At 33.3% G+C, this 16,313-nt stretch carries 16 protein-coding genes; 9 read left to right on the top strand and 7 right to left on the bottom strand.

What is annotated here, in order from left to right:
* Nucleotides 1–130 precede the first annotated feature (130 nt).
* Genes ACU1LP_RS10745 through ACU1LP_RS10730 form a run of 4 tightly spaced genes read right to left on the bottom strand, consistent with a single transcriptional unit; the run spans nucleotide 131 to nucleotide 1,826 of the window.
* Nucleotides 131–805, bottom strand: a complete 675-nt coding sequence (locus tag ACU1LP_RS10745) for a hypothetical protein (RefSeq protein ID WP_445736253.1) — start codon at nucleotides 803–805, stop codon at nucleotides 131–133.
* Nucleotides 747–1,160: a hypothetical protein gene (locus ACU1LP_RS10740; protein WP_445736252.1), complete on the bottom strand. Its 414-nt coding sequence runs from the start codon at nucleotides 1,158–1,160 to the stop codon at nucleotides 747–749. Before ACU1LP_RS10740 ends, ACU1LP_RS10745 begins: the two co-directional genes overlap by 59 nt.
* Nucleotides 1,161–1,164: 4 nt before the next feature.
* On the bottom strand, nucleotides 1,165–1,653 hold the full coding sequence (locus ACU1LP_RS10735) for a hypothetical protein (protein WP_445736251.1): 489 nt from the start codon (nucleotides 1,651–1,653) through the stop codon (nucleotides 1,165–1,167).
* Nucleotides 1,653–1,826 carry a hypothetical protein gene (locus ACU1LP_RS10730; protein WP_200810835.1) on the bottom strand — a complete coding sequence of 58 codons (174 nt, stop codon included), beginning with the start codon at nucleotides 1,824–1,826 and terminating at the stop codon, nucleotides 1,653–1,655. Before ACU1LP_RS10730 ends, ACU1LP_RS10735 begins: the two co-directional genes overlap by 1 nt.
* Before the next feature lie 206 nt (nucleotides 1,827–2,032).
* On the opposite strand from ACU1LP_RS10730, the gene ACU1LP_RS10725 reads away from it, so the two are divergent.
* The 9 genes from ACU1LP_RS10725 to ACU1LP_RS10685 all read left to right on the top strand — a co-directional run bounded on the left by ACU1LP_RS10725 (nucleotide 2,033) and on the right by ACU1LP_RS10685 (nucleotide 11,587).
* On the top strand, nucleotides 2,033–2,695 hold the full coding sequence (locus ACU1LP_RS10725) for a sigma-70 family RNA polymerase sigma factor (protein ID WP_445736250.1): 663 nt from the start codon (nucleotides 2,033–2,035) through the stop codon (nucleotides 2,693–2,695).
* Nucleotide 2,696: 1 nt separating this feature from the next.
* Nucleotides 2,697–3,002, top strand: a complete 306-nt coding sequence (locus tag ACU1LP_RS10720; protein ID WP_445736249.1) for a hypothetical protein — start codon at nucleotides 2,697–2,699, stop codon at nucleotides 3,000–3,002.
* Nucleotides 2,986–3,801 (top strand): ImmA/IrrE family metallo-endopeptidase, encoded by an 816-nt coding sequence (locus ACU1LP_RS10715; RefSeq protein WP_445736248.1) that lies wholly within the window; start codon nucleotides 2,986–2,988, stop codon nucleotides 3,799–3,801. Before ACU1LP_RS10720 ends, ACU1LP_RS10715 begins: the two co-directional genes overlap by 17 nt.
* A 49-nt stretch (nucleotides 3,802–3,850) precedes the next feature.
* Nucleotides 3,851–5,950 (top strand): RecQ family ATP-dependent DNA helicase, encoded by a 2,100-nt coding sequence (locus ACU1LP_RS10710; RefSeq protein WP_445736247.1) that lies wholly within the window; start codon nucleotides 3,851–3,853, stop codon nucleotides 5,948–5,950.
* Nucleotide 5,951: 1 nt separating this feature from the next.
* A complete protein-coding gene (locus ACU1LP_RS10705; protein ID WP_445736246.1) occupies nucleotides 5,952–7,220 on the top strand; it encodes a DNA-processing protein DprA in 1,269 nt (422 codons plus the stop codon).
* 1,007 nt (nucleotides 7,221–8,227) lie between these two features.
* The gene (locus ACU1LP_RS10700) at nucleotides 8,228–9,064 is read left to right on the top strand and encodes an OmpA/MotB family protein (protein WP_445736245.1); all 837 of its coding nucleotides are present in this window, start codon (nucleotides 8,228–8,230) and stop codon (nucleotides 9,062–9,064) included.
* 274 nt (nucleotides 9,065–9,338) lie between these two features.
* Nucleotides 9,339–9,950 carry a YqaA family protein gene (locus ACU1LP_RS10695; RefSeq protein WP_445736244.1) on the top strand — a complete coding sequence of 204 codons (612 nt, stop codon included), beginning with the start codon at nucleotides 9,339–9,341 and terminating at the stop codon, nucleotides 9,948–9,950.
* Nucleotides 9,951–10,014: 64 nt separating this feature from the next.
* Nucleotides 10,015–10,311 (top strand): DUF3817 domain-containing protein, encoded by a 297-nt coding sequence (locus tag ACU1LP_RS10690; RefSeq protein ID WP_445736243.1) that lies wholly within the window; start codon nucleotides 10,015–10,017, stop codon nucleotides 10,309–10,311.
* On the top strand, nucleotides 10,304–11,587 hold the full coding sequence (locus tag ACU1LP_RS10685) for a mechanosensitive ion channel family protein (RefSeq protein WP_445733221.1): 1,284 nt from the start codon (nucleotides 10,304–10,306) through the stop codon (nucleotides 11,585–11,587). The genes ACU1LP_RS10690 and ACU1LP_RS10685 overlap by 8 nt, the downstream gene beginning before the upstream one ends.
* A 530-nt stretch (nucleotides 11,588–12,117) precedes the next feature.
* Here the strand turns inward: ACU1LP_RS10685 and ACU1LP_RS10680 are convergent.
* The 3 genes from ACU1LP_RS10680 to ACU1LP_RS10670 all read right to left on the bottom strand — a co-directional run bounded on the left by ACU1LP_RS10680 (nucleotide 12,118) and on the right by ACU1LP_RS10670 (nucleotide 16,196).
* Entirely contained in the window at nucleotides 12,118–12,876 is a 759-nt protein-coding gene (locus tag ACU1LP_RS10680) for a hypothetical protein (protein WP_445736242.1), read from the bottom strand.
* A gap of 285 nt (nucleotides 12,877–13,161) precedes the next feature.
* Nucleotides 13,162–14,217, bottom strand: coding sequence for a 3-isopropylmalate dehydrogenase (gene leuB / locus ACU1LP_RS10675; protein ID WP_445736241.1), 1,056 nt, complete (start codon nucleotides 14,215–14,217; stop codon nucleotides 13,162–13,164).
* 455 nt (nucleotides 14,218–14,672) lie between these two features.
* The gene (locus ACU1LP_RS10670) at nucleotides 14,673–16,196 is read right to left on the bottom strand and encodes an alpha-isopropylmalate synthase regulatory domain-containing protein (RefSeq protein WP_445736240.1); all 1,524 of its coding nucleotides are present in this window, start codon (nucleotides 16,194–16,196) and stop codon (nucleotides 14,673–14,675) included.
* Nucleotides 16,197–16,313: the final 117 nt, after the last annotated feature.

Raw genomic sequence — 16,313 nt, 5'->3', positions numbered from 1 at the left:
AATGGAATGAACGTATCAGAAGCGTTGAAACTTATCGCTAAAAATGAATTTCAGTTTGAAAACTGATTAGTTACAAAATTTTTTATTAAAATTTTTGTAGTATTTAAATGATGGATAAACTTCACAAAATTTATCTATATCCTTTTCTAGTATCGTTTTTTCCTTCATTAAAATAAGGTTTATTAATTTCAGCAATAGGTCTGAGCGCTGCAATTGAATTTACGCTAGAAGGAAGTTTAATAATAGGATTTCCATAAATATCATTTGCTACAAAACTTTGTTGCTTTAAATATTTTTCCCAATTAAAATCGTACTGTGTATAATAGAAATTTCTATCATCAATTCTATAAATGTATCTGTCACTTTCGGTTTTATCAGAACGTTGACAGACTGGACTAAAAAAATCATTCGACAAAACTTCGTCCTTTACGTATTGTCCAACAACAACACCATTTCTCAAAGCCGAAGATTGCATTTTACTGGCTAAACTTGTATGTAAGCTACAAGTCGTAACTTCACTAATCTCACCAATACCAGAATTACCCCATAACACATCTTCCTTTTTTCCGAGATCAATTCCTGTTCTCACACCTATATTTTCAATTCCTTGCGATAATAAATATTCTTTAAGATCATTTTTTACGAAATGGGTGTAAACACTTACCATTTGCAATGCAAGTTCAACTGCTTTCTTTTGTTCAGTATTTTCATCTCCAAAGTATAAAAACATGCCATCACCTTGAAGTCTATGAACATATCCTCCAAATATTAGAGCAGTATGTATTCCTGCTTTTGATAATTGCATTTGTAATCAAAAAATTAGTTTCTTTATCAAATTTTTTGAAAAGGTTTGTGCTTCCTTTAATATCAATAAATACTGATACAATATAGTGTTCTTCAACATTGTCCGTATTTTTTAAATGTGCAAAACTAGGGTGAAGACCTAATTGTTGATTATAATTAACAGGCCTGCCTAAACCTTCAGAAAACATTTTCATTTCTGATGCTATTTCTTTATCCTCAATTCTATTTAATATAGCTTTAAATTGCTCATTTGTTCTACCATAAATTGGAGAACCTAATCCTTTAGAAAATTGGTTGGAAGTATCACTTTCAACAGCATCTTTAATTATTTGAAGATAGTCATCGTATATTTTCATATTGTTATTTATTTAAAATTATTATTGTAAAAATTGGTATTAACATGATGAATTGTGCTACTAATAATCTACCTGCTAATTTCAATTTTGTGAATTTTGTTGTTAAACCTGTAGAAAGAGTATGAACCTGATTTCTTAAATCTTTCATTTCTTTTTTTGTCGTGAGCGTTTTTGAACATAATTCAAACTCATCTTTTTTCATCGTTCCAATACCGCCGAAATAATACATAGATTTGGAATCTTTAGAAAAAAAAGGGATACTTGCGTTTACTAGAATTATTAATGTTGATAATCCAATCAGAAATGAAATAGAAATTAAAGCTTGAAATATTTCAGAATAACAACTAATATCATTTACTAAAGTTACATATGAAGTTATAAGAGAACCAACAACAAATGTGTTAATAGCTATGTATACAGCAGTCTTGTTGTTTACACTATCAAAATAGTGATCAAACCTACTTATGGTATATATTAATCTTTCTTTTTCCATTATTTTTCTTTTCTCACGCCTTTAAATTTTCCTCCAGATGTTTTTACGTCCATAAACTTTCCAGTTTCTGTATCGCGTTTTACATAAAGATTAGTTTTAGGATTTAATACTTGTGAACGTTGTTTTACCGCTCCTTTTCTTGCGTTGTCTCCAACAGGTTTGTTTGTAGCCATTTTTTTTAATTTACATTATACTTATAATATCTTAAAAGCGTGACAGATTCTAAATTCAAAGTTTTCAGGCATTTAAATGAGATATTTATATTAAATAATAGTTGATTTTTGTTGCATTAATAATATCTTTAAAGTGTGACATTTTATATTATTAAAAATTTGTCACGGAAATCAGATATTAACAATACAAGTACAACATATCTCATATGGCAGAAGAAGTACAAGACCTACTTTTCTATGTATCAGAAAAGGAAACAGACCAAAAAATGGCTAATGAGTCATTTAGTTTGATATACAAAAGATTTAGTGAGTTTGTGTTTAATTCAGTTAAGAAATCAATTTATTTAAATTCAGAATCTGAAAAAACTGTATTTGCAAATACAGTTACTAATAATACATTTATGGAAGTTTACAATAAGCCTCTAGATTTTGAATTTGATTCAAGAAAACATAAGACACAAGATGATGCTTTCCGAGTATATTTAGCAGCGATTGCTAAAAATGAAAAAAATGACTTATTAAGGGAATCATTAAACTATACTTCAAAACAAACCAAAATAATTGATGATGATGAGCACTTTTTTGAACCGTCAATATCTCCTGAAATTTTTGAAAAATTAGAATTGGCATTATCGACTAATAGAAAAATCTTAGAAGATGCTCTTTATTCATTATCTGAAAGGGATAGATATATAATATTAACATATTACGATAATTACGAAAAAGGGAAAAACACACCTTCAGAAGTTCTTGATAATATTGAGCAATTATATGGAACAACTCGCGACAATATTAGAATGATTAGAAGTCGTGTAAAAAAGAAACTTATTAGTGAAATTGAATCAAAATCAAAATTAAAAGCCGTTTAAAATGAAAACCAATAAAAGTGATTTAGCAAAAATCTTACGCTTGAATGGTTATATAATGCCATCAAGCGACCAAGAAATTAAGGCTTTCGAAAAAATATATAAAAAGTCATATGAAAAACCAGAAAATTGGAATAATCCATTAGAAATTATAGAGAAGGGAAAAATAAAAAAATTGGACTTGGAAACTATTAAATCTTTGCCTTTAGAATCTGATATTTTATCAATGGCTGCTCGAGATGGAAAAGCTATTTCTAAAGAAGTAAAAAATAAAATGCTGAAGGATCGCGAAAATGGAGAAAAAAAATAGTGATTTTTTAACTACATACGACAAAGAAAGTCTAAACGAATTGGCAAGTAGCATTGCAGAATATCATTTTCCTCGAGGACTTATTAATCCTGAAATTATTGCTGAGAAAAACAATATTACTTACAGTTATGGTAACTATGAAGATTCTTTTGATGGATTAATAGAGTTTAAAAATAATAAATTTCACATATTTATTAATATTGATAGGCTAGGGCATGCTTATACTGAAAGAGCAAGATTTACATTTGCTCATGAATTAGGCCATTTTTTTATAGATTCACACAGAAATGTATTAGTACAAGGTAAATCTCCAAGTCATTGTTCATTCACGGGTTTTGTAAACAATAATAGGGCTGAAAGACAAGCAGATTATTTTGCATCTTGTCTTTTATTACCAGAAAGTAAAATTTATAAAGATTGTTATAGAAGAAAGTTTAATTTTTCTTTAATACAAGAGTTGGCAAAAAAATATCAAACTAGTATTTCTGCCACAGCATTACGCTTTTCAGCTATTGGTAATCACCCAATAATGGTTGTTTATTCTAAAAATAATGAAATAGTTTGGTACTGGTCAAGTGATGATTTTCCATATTGGAAATTAAAAAACGGTAAATATAAAGTTCCAGAGGATACTGTTGTAGGAGAGTATTTTAATTTATCTAGAAAGCCAAATAATACTCAAACAGTTTTTGCTATGGATTGGTTTAGTAATGTATGGCAATCTCAAACAAATAGGGAGTTTAAAGAGCATTGTTTATTTCATGGCAATCAAGTTTTAAGCATAGTTTGGGAAGATTAGTTTTATTTTTAGGTAAAAAAATTTGAGTTATAAAATAATATAATAAAGTATGGATAAGCAAGGAGCAGTTTCACTTTTGCGTAAAGCACTTAACATACCAGGTGCTACATTTAGGGATGGACAATGGGAAGCTATTGAGAAACTAACGGTTGATAAGGAAAAACTGCTAGTTATACAACGTACTGGTTGGGGAAAAAGCTCTGTATATTTTATTAGTAGTAGAATTTTAAGAGATCAAGGTAAAGGTCCAACTATAATTATATCTCCTTTATTGGCATTAATGCGTAACCAAATAGAAGCAGCAGAACGTTTAGGAATAAAGGCAGTAACTATTAATTCAAACAACTTTGATGACTGGAAAGTCATTCAAAATGAGGTTTTAAAAAACAATGTTGATACGCTTTTAATTTCACCCGAACGATTAGCTAATGAGCGTTTTATGGATGAAATATTATTTCCTATAGCTGATAAAATTGGATTATTTGTAGTTGATGAAGCCCATTGTATTTCAGATTGGGGACACGATTTCAGACCAGATTACAGACGAATTGTTGGTATTTTAAAAGTAATGCCTAAAGGTATGCCTGTTTTAGGAACTACAGCTACAGCAAATGATAGAGTAGTAGCAGATATTGAAGAACAATTAGGTGGTATTAATGTTTTAAGAGGAGCATTAACAAGAGAAAGCTTAAAGCTTCAAAATATCGTTTTAAAAGACCAAGCATCGAGATTAGCATGGCTTAAAGAAAATTTACCAAATCTTGATGGTAGCGGAATAATTTATGTATTAACAAAACGTGATGCAAGAACTGTTGTACAATGGTTAAATGATTGTAATATTGAAGCAGCAGCTTATTACTCTGGTGTTGAAGATGATAATTTTGAGGATTCTACAACATACAGAGAATTTTTAGAAGATTCCTTATATAATAATGATTTAAAAGTACTAGTTGCTACTACAGCTTTAGCAATGGGTTATGATAAACCAGACCTTAATTTTGTAATACATTTTCAAGCACCAGATTCTATTATTAGTTATTACCAACAAGTAGGTCGTGCTGGAAGAGCTATTGATAGTGCTTATGGTATTTTATTGTCTGGACAAGAAGATGCAGAAGTTCATAATTATTTTAGAGAATCCGCTTTTCCTCCTGAATATGCAGTACAAAATATATTACAAGCTCTTGAAGATTATGATGGCTTGTCAATTCCTAAATTACAAGAAGTTCTAAATTTAAGTTATGGTAAAATAAATCAGACTATAAAATACTTAAGCGTAGAAGAACCTTCGCCTATTATTAAAGTCGGTACACAATGGAAACGTTCAGCTGTATCTTTTGCAATGGATAAGGAAAAGATTGAACGGTTAACAAATCAGCGTGAATTAGAATGGAATATTGTACAAGATTATATAATTACAAAGGAGTGTTTAATGTCATTCTTGCAAAGAGAATTAGATGACCAAAACATTACTAATTGTGGAAAATGTGGAAATTGTTTGGGTAAGGCAATAGTTCCAGATTCAGTTTCTCATAGTAATACAATTGAAGCCTCTATTTATTTAAAGCATTCTGAATTTGATATTTTACCAAGAAAGCAAATTGCAAAAAATGCTTTACCAGAATATGATTGGCGAGGTAATTTGAGAGAAGATTTGCAGGCAGAAAAAGGTAAAGTATTATCTCGTTGGGGAGATGCTGGTTGGGGAAATATGGTTACAGACGATAAACATTCGGGATATTTTAGAGATGAGTTGGTAGATGCTATGTATGAAATGATTGTTGATAGATGGAAACCAAACCCTTTTCCAGAATGGTTAACTTGTATTCCTTCATTAAGACATCCGGAATTAGTGCCTAATTTCGCAAAACGATTGGCGGAAAAATTAGGAATACCTTTTAAACCTTTAATTGTTAAAGCTAAAGATACCAAACCACAAAAAGATCAAGAAAATAGTTTTCATCAATGTCATAATTTAGATGGTGTTTTCCAAATTGAAGGCGAAGTTGAAAATAAACCTGTATTTTTGGTAGATGATGCAGTAGACTCAAGGTGGACGACGTTTACAATTGCAACGACATTGTTAAAAAAATCAGGTTCTGGTTTAGTATATCCAATTGCCTTAACATCAACATCAGTAAGTGACTAAAATGATTTCAGAAAGAACCAAAGCAATATTACTCTTAACATCCTATTTTTCAAAGGATTTAGATAAAAAAAACAAACCTTTGTCCTTATTAGAATGGAACAAAACGGTCAGATGGTTACAGTCTAAAAAACTTAAACCAGAAGACCTTTTAACCATTGATTTAGATAAACTTTTAGTCAATTGGAATGATACTTCAATATCAAAAAACAGAATTATTGAGTTGCTAGACCGTAAAATGGCATTAGCTATTAAATTAGAAAAATGGATTAAAGCAGGAGTTTGGATTATTAATCGAAGTGATGAATTTTATCCGAACAGTTTAAAAATTAAATTAAAAGATAAAGTGCCTCCAATATTATTTGGTATTGGAAATAAAAACTTATTAAATAAAAACTACATAGGAATTGTTGGTTCAAGACATATTTCTGAAACTGAAATATCAACAACAAAAGAAATAGTCAAACAACTCAAGGAACAACAATATGGAGTAGTATCAGGTGGAGCTAGAGGTATAGATGAACATTCTATGACTGGTATTCTGCAAAATGATGGTTATGCATTGGGTGTTCTAGCGGATAGTCTATTAAAAAAATCTTCATCTTCAGTTTATAGGAAATATGTTGTTGATAACAAATTAGTTTTAATTTCTCCATTCAATCCTGAAGTTGGTTTTAATGTTGGTAATGCTATGGGTAGAAATAAGCTTATTTATGTTTTATCTCAAGCCACTATTGTAGTGAAATCTGAAACTAAAGGAGGAACATGGGAAGGTGCAAATGAAAATCTAAAGAATAATTGGACCCCATTATGGGTTGTTGCACCTATTGAGAATAAAACCAATAAAGGAAATTTTGAAATAGTAAAAAAAGGAGCTCGTTTTTTACCTAAAGAATTTAATGTTTCAAATATTATTAATTCTAAACCTAAATCAACAAAAACTCAAGGAACTTTATTCAATTATGACAAAGAAATTGAAGTAGAATTATCTAATAAAGTTCAAGAAACCGAAATAAAATCAATAGGAGAGAAGCCTAATACAACTTTAAATTCTGACAATGTAAGTATAGAAGGAATTTCATTTTTTGACTTTTTTATGCAAAAATCAACTTCTCATTTTATAGATAAAGAATTTAATAAAGAAGAAATTTTGAAGATTTTTGAATTAACTCCAAAACAAGTAGATGAGTGGTTAAAACTTGCAGTTAAGGAAAAATTAATCTTAAAAAAGACTCGACCAGTTCGTTATTTATTAAATTCAAAGATTAAGTAAAATTCATTAGAATCTTTAATTATTATGTAAAATAGAATCTCGATGTTTCCTTGGCCTCAGAAAATTTTGGTAAAACAATAAGGTGAAGTGAGCGTACATATTTTAGGGGTTTAGTAATACGGTTTCTTAAGAGTTACAATTATACAAGGGATTTCAAAGCAATGTTAACCAGTTACAATGTTTCCTAAAATATAGCGAATGAACCGTAAATTGTTTCCAAAAGTTTATGCAGCCTTGAATTTTTGTTTCTTTTGTTTCAAGACAAAAGATAGTGAAAAAAGAAAAAAAGATTAATTGAAATTCTACAGTTAACAAGTGTATAGAAATTTTTAAGCAAGGATTTGAGCAAGGGAAAATTTTATACTCTTGTGGCAATCCACGAGAATCTCGTAAAATTTTTTATAACGTACATTTTGTCGAATACGCGATTTTTAATAAGCGCAAAAAGGTTAGCTTTTATTTTGGCGTTGGCAAGCGATGGATAATTGTGTGTAAAATAAATTGCCAGAGCAATTTGATTTTATAAAACAATCGAGCGCTTGGTAGCGGCTATTTTACATAACAACAAATTATAGATACATAATGTTTTAAAAAACTCTGCGAAGCAAACCGTTTATAAGTTTAATGACCCAAGTTCCAATTATTCTTATGAAAACGAATGCTTCTGGGATATTTTACATAATACTACATTATAGCTATCAAATGGAAACGACAGCTTAAACAACATAATGAACATTTGTACTATAATTTATATTATGTAAAATAGAATATTTTTAAACGATTCTATATCATTGGCTTATGAATTAATTGCAACTTTTTTATTTATCATATAGTCTATATCCCCTTTTCGTTCGTAACTATAATGAGACAATTAAAAATTATATTAACATTAAAATTATATTATGGAGAATGGCATAAAAAATTGGTCGCATTTACCAATTGAGCCATGCAAATCGCATATGACTCCCGATAGTTATCGGGATAAAAAAACAATAAATATCTACATTATGAGAAGAATTTCCTTTGTATTACTCGCAACCATTATAATGACCGCCTGTGTATCGAAAAAAAAATACATGGCTTTAGAACATGAAAACGGTGAAGTTAAAAGCGCCTTGGCTAAAACACAATTTGAAAAAGAAGAATTGGAATCTAAATTCGCTAAAATTGAAGCGCGCGTTGAGGCTTATAATGCTAAAATAAATACGCTTACTGAAGAAAACGACGTTAAAATGGAAACGGTTGGCAATGTTGCTGTGATTTCTAACGAAACCAAAAAGCAAATGCGTAAAACATTGGCAAACGTGGACCCAAATAAATTGAAACAAGCTACTACCCTTAAAGACTCCATGAATTTGGCAGTGTCTTACAACTTGCAAAAATCGTTGGATAACAGTACGTTGAATGAAGATGAGGATATTGCCATTGATATTGACGAAACGGTGGTCATGATTTCCATTTCAGATAAAATGCTATTTGATACCGCTAGTTACCGCGTAAGCAATAAAGCGAACAACATTCTTCAAAAATTAGCGAACGTTATCAATTCTGAACCTAGTATTGAAGTGATGGTCGAGGGCCATACCGATGCGAGGTCCATCAATACAGAGAAAATTGCTGATAACTGGGATTTGAGCGTGCTACGTGCTACTTCGGTGGTAAGGGCGCTTCAAAACAAATACAATGTAGCCCCAGAAAAACTAATTGCCGCTGGACGGAGCAGTTATTTGCCTGTAGCCGGTAACGATACCAAAGAAGACCGATCAAAAAACAGAAGGACCCGTATAGTTATTTTACCAAACATCAATAAGTTTTTTGCGCTTATGGCATCGAACGAACAATAAATCCCTCTTAATTAATCCATTGAAAATGGCTGCTTATAATTTATAAGTGGCTTTTTTTATGGATACTATTGAGTGCATCTCTTCCTCCTTTTAAAAGTTTCAATGCCACAGTTGGTTTGTTTTGGTATTTTTTCACAGCGATCGCCCCAATATTCAATCTATGCCAACCCATATTTCTACGAATGTTATAAAATTATTAAAATTGCCCATTCATCGGGATTGCACATATATTTTACAGTACCTTTGTGTTCCCAAAAAAAAAGTAAGGCTTTTTATGAAACCCAAATCTAAAACAGAAAAATCACGTTGGCAATTACTGCACCAATATTACAGTTATACCGGATTTTACAATTTTGTTTGGAATGCTGTAAAAAAAGCATTGCCTTTTATCATCCTTATCGTTGCGGCCCTATACATCATCAACCATTATTACGACATCAATACTGCTTTGGTGCACCTTACCGAAACACTGCCCGCTTTTGGTGTGGTCGCTTTCTTTTTTCTTTCTGAAAGTTTATTGGGCTTGGTGCCACCCGAAATATTTATTGCATGGGCAGGAAAAATGGACTATCCCTGGTTGTTTTTAAGCATTTTGGCACTATTGTCCTATGCTGGCGGTTTATTGTCCTACTATATTGGGCATATTATTACTAAAATCCCTAAAGTACACACATATTTAGAGGTTAAAATGGCGAAACAGCTTAAAAATTCCAGAAAATGGGGTGGTTTTTTAATTGTTGTCGGCGCCCTATTGCCACTACCCTTTTCAATTTCGTGTATGGCGGCAGGCCTTATTGAGTTTCCGTTTAAAAATGTGGTGGCTTACGGATCGTTGCGGTTACTGCGCTTTTTAATTTACGGCATCGTTATTTTCCACGCCTTTTAAAAATCCCAAAATGCGCAGTGCTTTTCAACTATTGCAGCGTATTTTTGTAGCCTAATTATTTTTTATGGTATCATTCTTAAATATATTCCGAATCACAGCACTCCTAGAAGGGGTTTCTTATATCCTCTTATTATTTATTGCTACGCCCATTAAATATTTGTTTAACGATCCGCAATATGTTAAACTGTTAGGAATGCCCCACGGTATATTGTTTATGGGCTATATTATTTTGGCCTTTATGCTTAAAGCGGAATTACGTTGGAAACCTAAAACATTCGGAACCATTCTATTGGCATCAATTATTCCTTTCGGTACTTTCTATATGGATAGAAAGTACTTAAACCCCTTGAAAAATGGATAACATCAGACATTTTATATACGATTATTTTGTAGCTGTTGGCACAGACGAATCCACGTCAAAATACCTGAACATGCTGGTATTGGCCATAGCATTGACCGTTATTATTTATGCTATAGATTTTGTAATAAGAAAGTTGCTGATTGGTCTTTTTTCGAAGTTCGCACTGCGCTCCAAAACTAATTTTGACGATTTATTGGTCGCCAATAAAGTACCCATTAACATCGCACACATCATCCCGCTCCTCATAGCCATCGAATTTGTGCCTTTTGTTTTTTATGATTTTCAAAACTTTGAAGTTGTTTTTGAACGTGGCCTGACCGTATTTGCGCTTATTTTAGCCTTATGGATTGTCCGCAGTTTGCTCCATACCCTTAAAGACTATTTTAAAACCTTGCCAAGCCTTAAAGACAAGCCCATAGATAGTTATATTCAGGTATTTATGATTTTTGCGTGGATAATAGGTATATTATCGGCCATTGCCATTCTTACCCGAATGCCTCTTATCAATTTTCTGACCGGTTTAGGAGCTGCTTCGGCCATCATCATCTTAATTTTTAAAGATACCATTTTAGGATTTGTAGCCAGTATCCAAGTGTCCATTAACGATATGGTGCGTATTGGCGACTGGATTACCTTTGAAAAATATGGAGCCGATGGCGATGTGGTCGAAATAAACCTCGCCACTGTGAAAGTCCAAAATTTTGATAAGACCATTACTACCATTCCAACCTATGCCCTTATTTCCGATTCGTTTAAAAACTGGCGAGGCATGACCAATTCGGATGGCAGACGTATTAAACGGTCTTTAAACATTACTCAAAATAGCGTTAAGTATTTAACTAAGGACGAGGTAGATACGCTTAAAGATATTCAATTGATTTCATCTTATTTAGAAAACCGTCAAGCGGATATTGATAGCTACAATAAACAGAATGGCATCAATAAAGAATTGCTTTTAAATGGACGGAACCTGACCAATTTAGGCGTTTTTAGAAAGTATATCGACACCTATTTAAAGCACCATTCCGCCATTAATAAGGACATGATGATTATGGCGCGCCAACTCGCACCCACACCACAAGGCATTCCATTGGAGATATATGCGTTTAGCAGTGATAAGCGTTGGGAAAACTACGAGTATATCATGGCCGATATTTTTGATCATGTTATAGCCGCCGTACCTTATTTTGATTTGGAGGTTTTTGAGTTGCCCAATACCACAAGTTTTGTTCAAAAACAAATCGTTTTGAAAAAAGACACGGATTTAATGGATTAGAAAAGATTTTTACTTTTAAACCTGAGTTCGATATATGCAAGAATCAAAATAACTGAATATCAATCACATTCGCCATTGCGAGGAGGCACACGACGAAGCAATCTGTTTAATTTATAAATAAAATCCAATAAGTTCAATTTTAAAGTTTGCTTCGCTTTTTTTCTAGTGAAAAAACTCACAATGACAAGTATTTTATATATTTGATTATCAACTATTTAAATAGCGCTCAAATTTTAAAAACACCTCTAAAGTCCCCTTAGGGGGACAATCCATATTTTCAAATTCCCAGTTCAAATTCAATTTATTTGTCAACAATATCGCTTGATAATTTTTTTATCTGTTGCCTAGCAATGACAAAATTATTAAACTTCTGATTATTAATAGTATGCACTAATTCTTATGTCGAACTCAGGTTTTAAAGTTTGAATCACTTCACAACAAATATTGTCATAAAAACAGACACGTATTTCACGGATTTAATAAGTGTAAATCCGTGAAATACGTGTCAAAAGTACCGAGTTCCATTAAACTTAATATTCTTTACGGACAGGTGTGTTTTCCAAATCATAAACCATATCAGAAATATCCACTTGAAACCACTGTTTGAACATTTTATAGTTCCGCTTCTGTGGCCATTCTTTTTTATTGGTATGCCAACTATCAAGCTCCATCATAAACAGCTTATCGTATTTTTTTTGAAGCCATTTCTCTAAATCATCATCCTCATTTTTTAAATAAACATTTGACCTAAGGACTTCAACGATTTTCTCATCGTCAGGATATAAATTGTTTACCCAATCAAAGAGGGGCTGTTTGGGTTTTAAAACTATTGCATAGCGATTAATGTAATTATCTGTAAAATCGGCTTCCGATAGATCGTCACTAAAATTATCCTGGAGATTATCCAAGTAAGCTTCTTTGGTTTCTGTTATTACCGAGACCATAGGTTTGCCATCAATTTCCGCAATTTTAAAATCTGAAATAAAACGATCGTATTCTTTAAAATGAGACAGTTTATAAGCAATCATTTTTTTTGCCAAAACGGAATCCGGATTGGCATCGGAAGCAGAGCTAATAATGTTTTTAAATTCCTTAGCCGGTAATATAGTACTTATGTTAGCCAAATTCCAAGTGCTTATGGCAAATTCAAAAATGTCTTCTACGTAAAAATCATCCGGGAAATCATCTTCAAAAGGTGCTAGGAATTCATTGATAAGTCCTGAATACATGACTCCATCATTTTCGACCACAATTTTATTGTTGAATAAATTGATGACTTTGTTTTTCATATGTTGATATTTATTGATTTTTATAGGTCATATGTAATTCGCATATCATCATTGGCGGTTGCGGCCAATTTTCGGTCATGCTCATTTCATAAAATGATTTTTTTATATTTTGAATCCAATTTAGATAATTCCAAAATGGTGATTGGAAAAAGTTTAAACTAGTTCAATAACAAAAATAATAAGTTTGACCAACATTTTAAAGAAAAAGAGCATTAGTTTTTAAACAAAAAAAGACCTCACAGTTTTCAAAAACTGTGAGGTCCGGTAATTATTCCATCATGTTTTCTAGATATTGGCTGCCAACCAATCCCCTACTTCTTTAGTACCGTGTGCTTTTCCGCCATCGGCTAAATCTTCGGTCACCATCCCTTTTTCCAAAGCACTGTTTACGGCATCCCTAATGGTTTTTCCTTCTTCGTTCAATCCGAAGTTTTCGAACATCATGGCAGCAGATAATACCGTGGCCATCGGGTTTGCAATATTTTTCCCGGTAGCTTGAGGGTACGACCCGTGGATGGGCTCAAACAAACCAATATCAGACCCTAGGGATGCCGATGGCATTAACCCCATAGAACCAGAGATAACCGAGGCCTCATCCGTTAAAATATCTCCAAACAAGTTTTCGGTAATTAATACATCATAACTATTTGGCCATTGTACCAAACGCATGGCAACGGCATCCACAAACTCATAAGAAACCGTTACTTCAGGATACTCTTTTTCCATCGCTTGCACCGTTTCTCTCCACAATCTTGAAGTTTCCAAAACGTTGGCTTTATCCACACAGCACAATTTTTTTGAGCGCGCCATCGCCAATTCAAAACCTTTTTTTGCTAAACGTTGCACTTCCGCGCGTGTATAAACGCAATTGTCAAAAGCGGTTTCTCCACCATCTCTCCTACCCTTTTCACCAAAATAGATGCCACCGGTCAATTCACGTAAAAACACCAAATCGGTACCTTCAATACGCTCTCTTTTTAAAGGTGATTTGTCCAATAACGATGGAAACGTAAAGGTGGGGCGCACATTGGCGAACAAGCCTAAAGCTTTACGCATTTTAAGCAACCCTTGTTCCGGTCGTACTGGCGCCGATGGATCATTGTCATATTTAGGATGGCCAATGGCACCAAACAAAACAGCGTCAGAACTTTTGCAGATTTCGTGTGTTTCGTCCGGGTAGGGTTCCCCCACCGCATCAATGGCCGCAGCACCGGTCAATGCTGGCTTCCAAGTTATTTCGTGTCCAAATTTTTTAGCAACAGCATCACTTACTTTTACTGCTTGATCAATCACTTCAGGCCCAATGCCGTCTCCTGCTAAAACTGCTATAGTTAATTTCATTATAAAGTTATTTTCTATTGTTTATTGTTATTCTCTATTTTTTATCCAAAAAAGTCATTAATATATTTGCATCATTCTTAATTCCGAATATTTTTAATCGTAAATCGTGAATCTGAATTCCTAATTCTTAATAATCATTTGGGCGTTCCCTTCGCTTCATACCTACAAGGTTAAAAAAAACCTTGCAGGAAACGCTTCGGTCGGGCTTTCCGCTATATCTTTTTTGTGAAAAACAAAAAAGGATACCGCTACAAATGCGGAGCATTCACGATCTCCTATTTATCAAAATAGAAATAAATGAGTAATCCCTAACGCAGTGCCTAACTAAATACCAACTTTTTAATTGGTCATGATATTTTAAGCTATTTTCTATTGTTATTATTTATTTAATGAAGTCATTAATATATGATTCTGAATTCTGAACAATCTTAATCGTAAATCGTAAATCTGAATTCCTAACTCGTAATGATATTCAACATTTTTTCGGTGGCTTTAATCGCTGACACTGTTTGATCGGAATCCAGCCCACGGGTTTTAAATTCTTTTTCACGGTTTTTCCAGGTAATGATGGTTTCACACAACGCATCCGAATGGCTCCCTGGCGGAATTCTAACGGCGTAATCTATCAAATCCGGCAACACCATTTTTTTATTGATGTAAATGCTTCTGAGCGCATTCATAAAGGCGTCAAATTGACCGTCTCCTTGGGCATTTTGCTCAAAAGTTTCACCATTTATGGATATTGAAACGGTTGTTGAAGGCTTTAATCCTTTTGAATGTGTCAATACATACGAGTTCACCTTTACCTTTTCCTCATAAGAATAACTATCCAACACATCCGAAATGATGTAAGGTAAATCTTCTTTGGTAACCACTTCCTTTTTATCACCCAATTCGATGATACGTTGGGTGACTTTCTTTAAATCTGCATCGTTAAGCTGAAGCCCTAATTCCTGTAAGTTCTTTTGGATATTGGCCTTCCCCGATGCTTTCCCTAAGGCATATTTTCGTGTTCTGCCAAAACGCTCTGGCATTAAATCGCTGAAATAAAGGTTCTTTTTGTTATCCCCATCGGCATGGATACCAGCGGTTTGGGTAAATACGTTGGCACCTATGATAGGTTTGTTCGCGGGGATCATAACCCCGGAAAAGCTCTCGACCAACTTGCTAATGGTGTACAAAAATTTTTCATTGACGCCGATTTTAACCTCCGGCATAAAATCGTTTATAACCGCTACCGTACTGCCCATAGGGGCATTTCCGGCACGCTCACCCATACCATTTACGGTTAAGTGCAAGCCATCTGCCCCTGCCTTTAATCCAGAAATAGCATTGGCAACCCCTAAATCGTAATCGTTGTGCGCATGGAAATCGAAATGTAAATTTGGGTATAGATCTTTAATTTCTTTTACAAACTCGTAAGATTCGGTAGGCGTTAAAATCCCTAAAGTATCCGGAAGCATGATGCGCTTAACTGGCTGTGTTGACAAAAACGCTAAAAACTCAAATACATAGTCCTTGGAATTGCGCATCCCATTGCTCCAATCTTCTAAATACACATTGGTTTCAATGCCTCTTTCCTTGGCCAGTGAAATAGCTTCTGAAACTTCCTTAAAATGCTGATTAGGTGTTTTTTTAAGTTGATAGGTTAAATGGTTCAATGAACCTTTGGTAAGTAAATTTTGAACCTTCGCACCAGCTTCGATCATCCAATCGATGGAAACGCCATTATCAACAAAGGTCAACACTTCAACCGTATGTAAATAGTCATTTTCAAAAGCCCATTTGGTCACATTTTTTACGGCTTGGAACTCCCCTTCCGAAACCCTGGCAGAAGCAATTTCAATACGATCCACCTTCAGTTCTTCCAATAAAAGTTTAGCTATGGTCAATTTTTCGGAAGCTGAAAACGACACGCCCGAGGTTTGTTCCCCATCGCGCAACGTCGTGTCCATTATTTCAATTTTTTTCGGAGTCATTTACAATCTGGATTCGATTAATAAATTTTTTGTTTAACCTGCAAGGTTTTCAAAACCTTGTAGGTTTTGTTTTTTAATTTAAAACCTACAAGGTCAAAATGAGACCTTGCAGGAAGG

The sequence above is a fragment of the Mariniflexile sp. genome (genome assembly GCF_052728615.1).
Note: the sequence above shows the minus strand (reverse complement) of the source record. Positions and strands in the feature narration are given on the sequence as shown.

Bases quoted from the DNA above. Each gene is read 5' to 3' on its own strand.
- ACU1LP_RS10745 (WP_445736253.1), bottom strand. From the start codon at position 805: ATGCAATTATCAAAAGCAGGAATACATACTGCTCTAATATTTGGAGGA.
- ACU1LP_RS10740 (WP_445736252.1), bottom strand. From the start codon at position 1,160: ATGAAAATATACGATGACTATCTTCAAATAATTAAAGATGCTGTTGAA.
- ACU1LP_RS10735 (WP_445736251.1), bottom strand. From the start codon at position 1,653: ATGGAAAAAGAAAGATTAATATATACCATAAGTAGGTTTGATCACTAT.
- ACU1LP_RS10730 (WP_200810835.1), bottom strand. From the start codon at position 1,826: ATGGCTACAAACAAACCTGTTGGAGACAACGCAAGAAAAGGAGCGGTA.
- ACU1LP_RS10725 (WP_445736250.1), top strand. From the start codon at position 2,033: ATGGCAGAAGAAGTACAAGACCTACTTTTCTATGTATCAGAAAAGGAA.
- ACU1LP_RS10720 (WP_445736249.1), top strand. From the start codon at position 2,697: ATGAAAACCAATAAAAGTGATTTAGCAAAAATCTTACGCTTGAATGGT.
- ACU1LP_RS10715 (WP_445736248.1), top strand. From the start codon at position 2,986: ATGGAGAAAAAAAATAGTGATTTTTTAACTACATACGACAAAGAAAGT.
- ACU1LP_RS10710 (WP_445736247.1), top strand. From the start codon at position 3,851: ATGGATAAGCAAGGAGCAGTTTCACTTTTGCGTAAAGCACTTAACATA.
- ACU1LP_RS10705 (WP_445736246.1), top strand. From the start codon at position 5,952: ATGATTTCAGAAAGAACCAAAGCAATATTACTCTTAACATCCTATTTT.
- ACU1LP_RS10700 (WP_445736245.1), top strand. From the start codon at position 8,228: ATGAGAAGAATTTCCTTTGTATTACTCGCAACCATTATAATGACCGCC.
- ACU1LP_RS10695 (WP_445736244.1), top strand. From the start codon at position 9,339: ATGAAACCCAAATCTAAAACAGAAAAATCACGTTGGCAATTACTGCAC.
- ACU1LP_RS10690 (WP_445736243.1), top strand. From the start codon at position 10,015: ATGGTATCATTCTTAAATATATTCCGAATCACAGCACTCCTAGAAGGG.
- ACU1LP_RS10685 (WP_445733221.1), top strand. From the start codon at position 10,304: ATGGATAACATCAGACATTTTATATACGATTATTTTGTAGCTGTTGGC.
- ACU1LP_RS10680 (WP_445736242.1), bottom strand. From the start codon at position 12,876: ATGAAAAACAAAGTCATCAATTTATTCAACAATAAAATTGTGGTCGAA.
- leuB (WP_445736241.1), bottom strand. From the start codon at position 14,217: ATGAAATTAACTATAGCAGTTTTAGCAGGAGACGGCATTGGGCCTGAA.
- ACU1LP_RS10670 (WP_445736240.1), bottom strand. From the start codon at position 16,196: ATGACTCCGAAAAAAATTGAAATAATGGACACGACGTTGCGCGATGGG.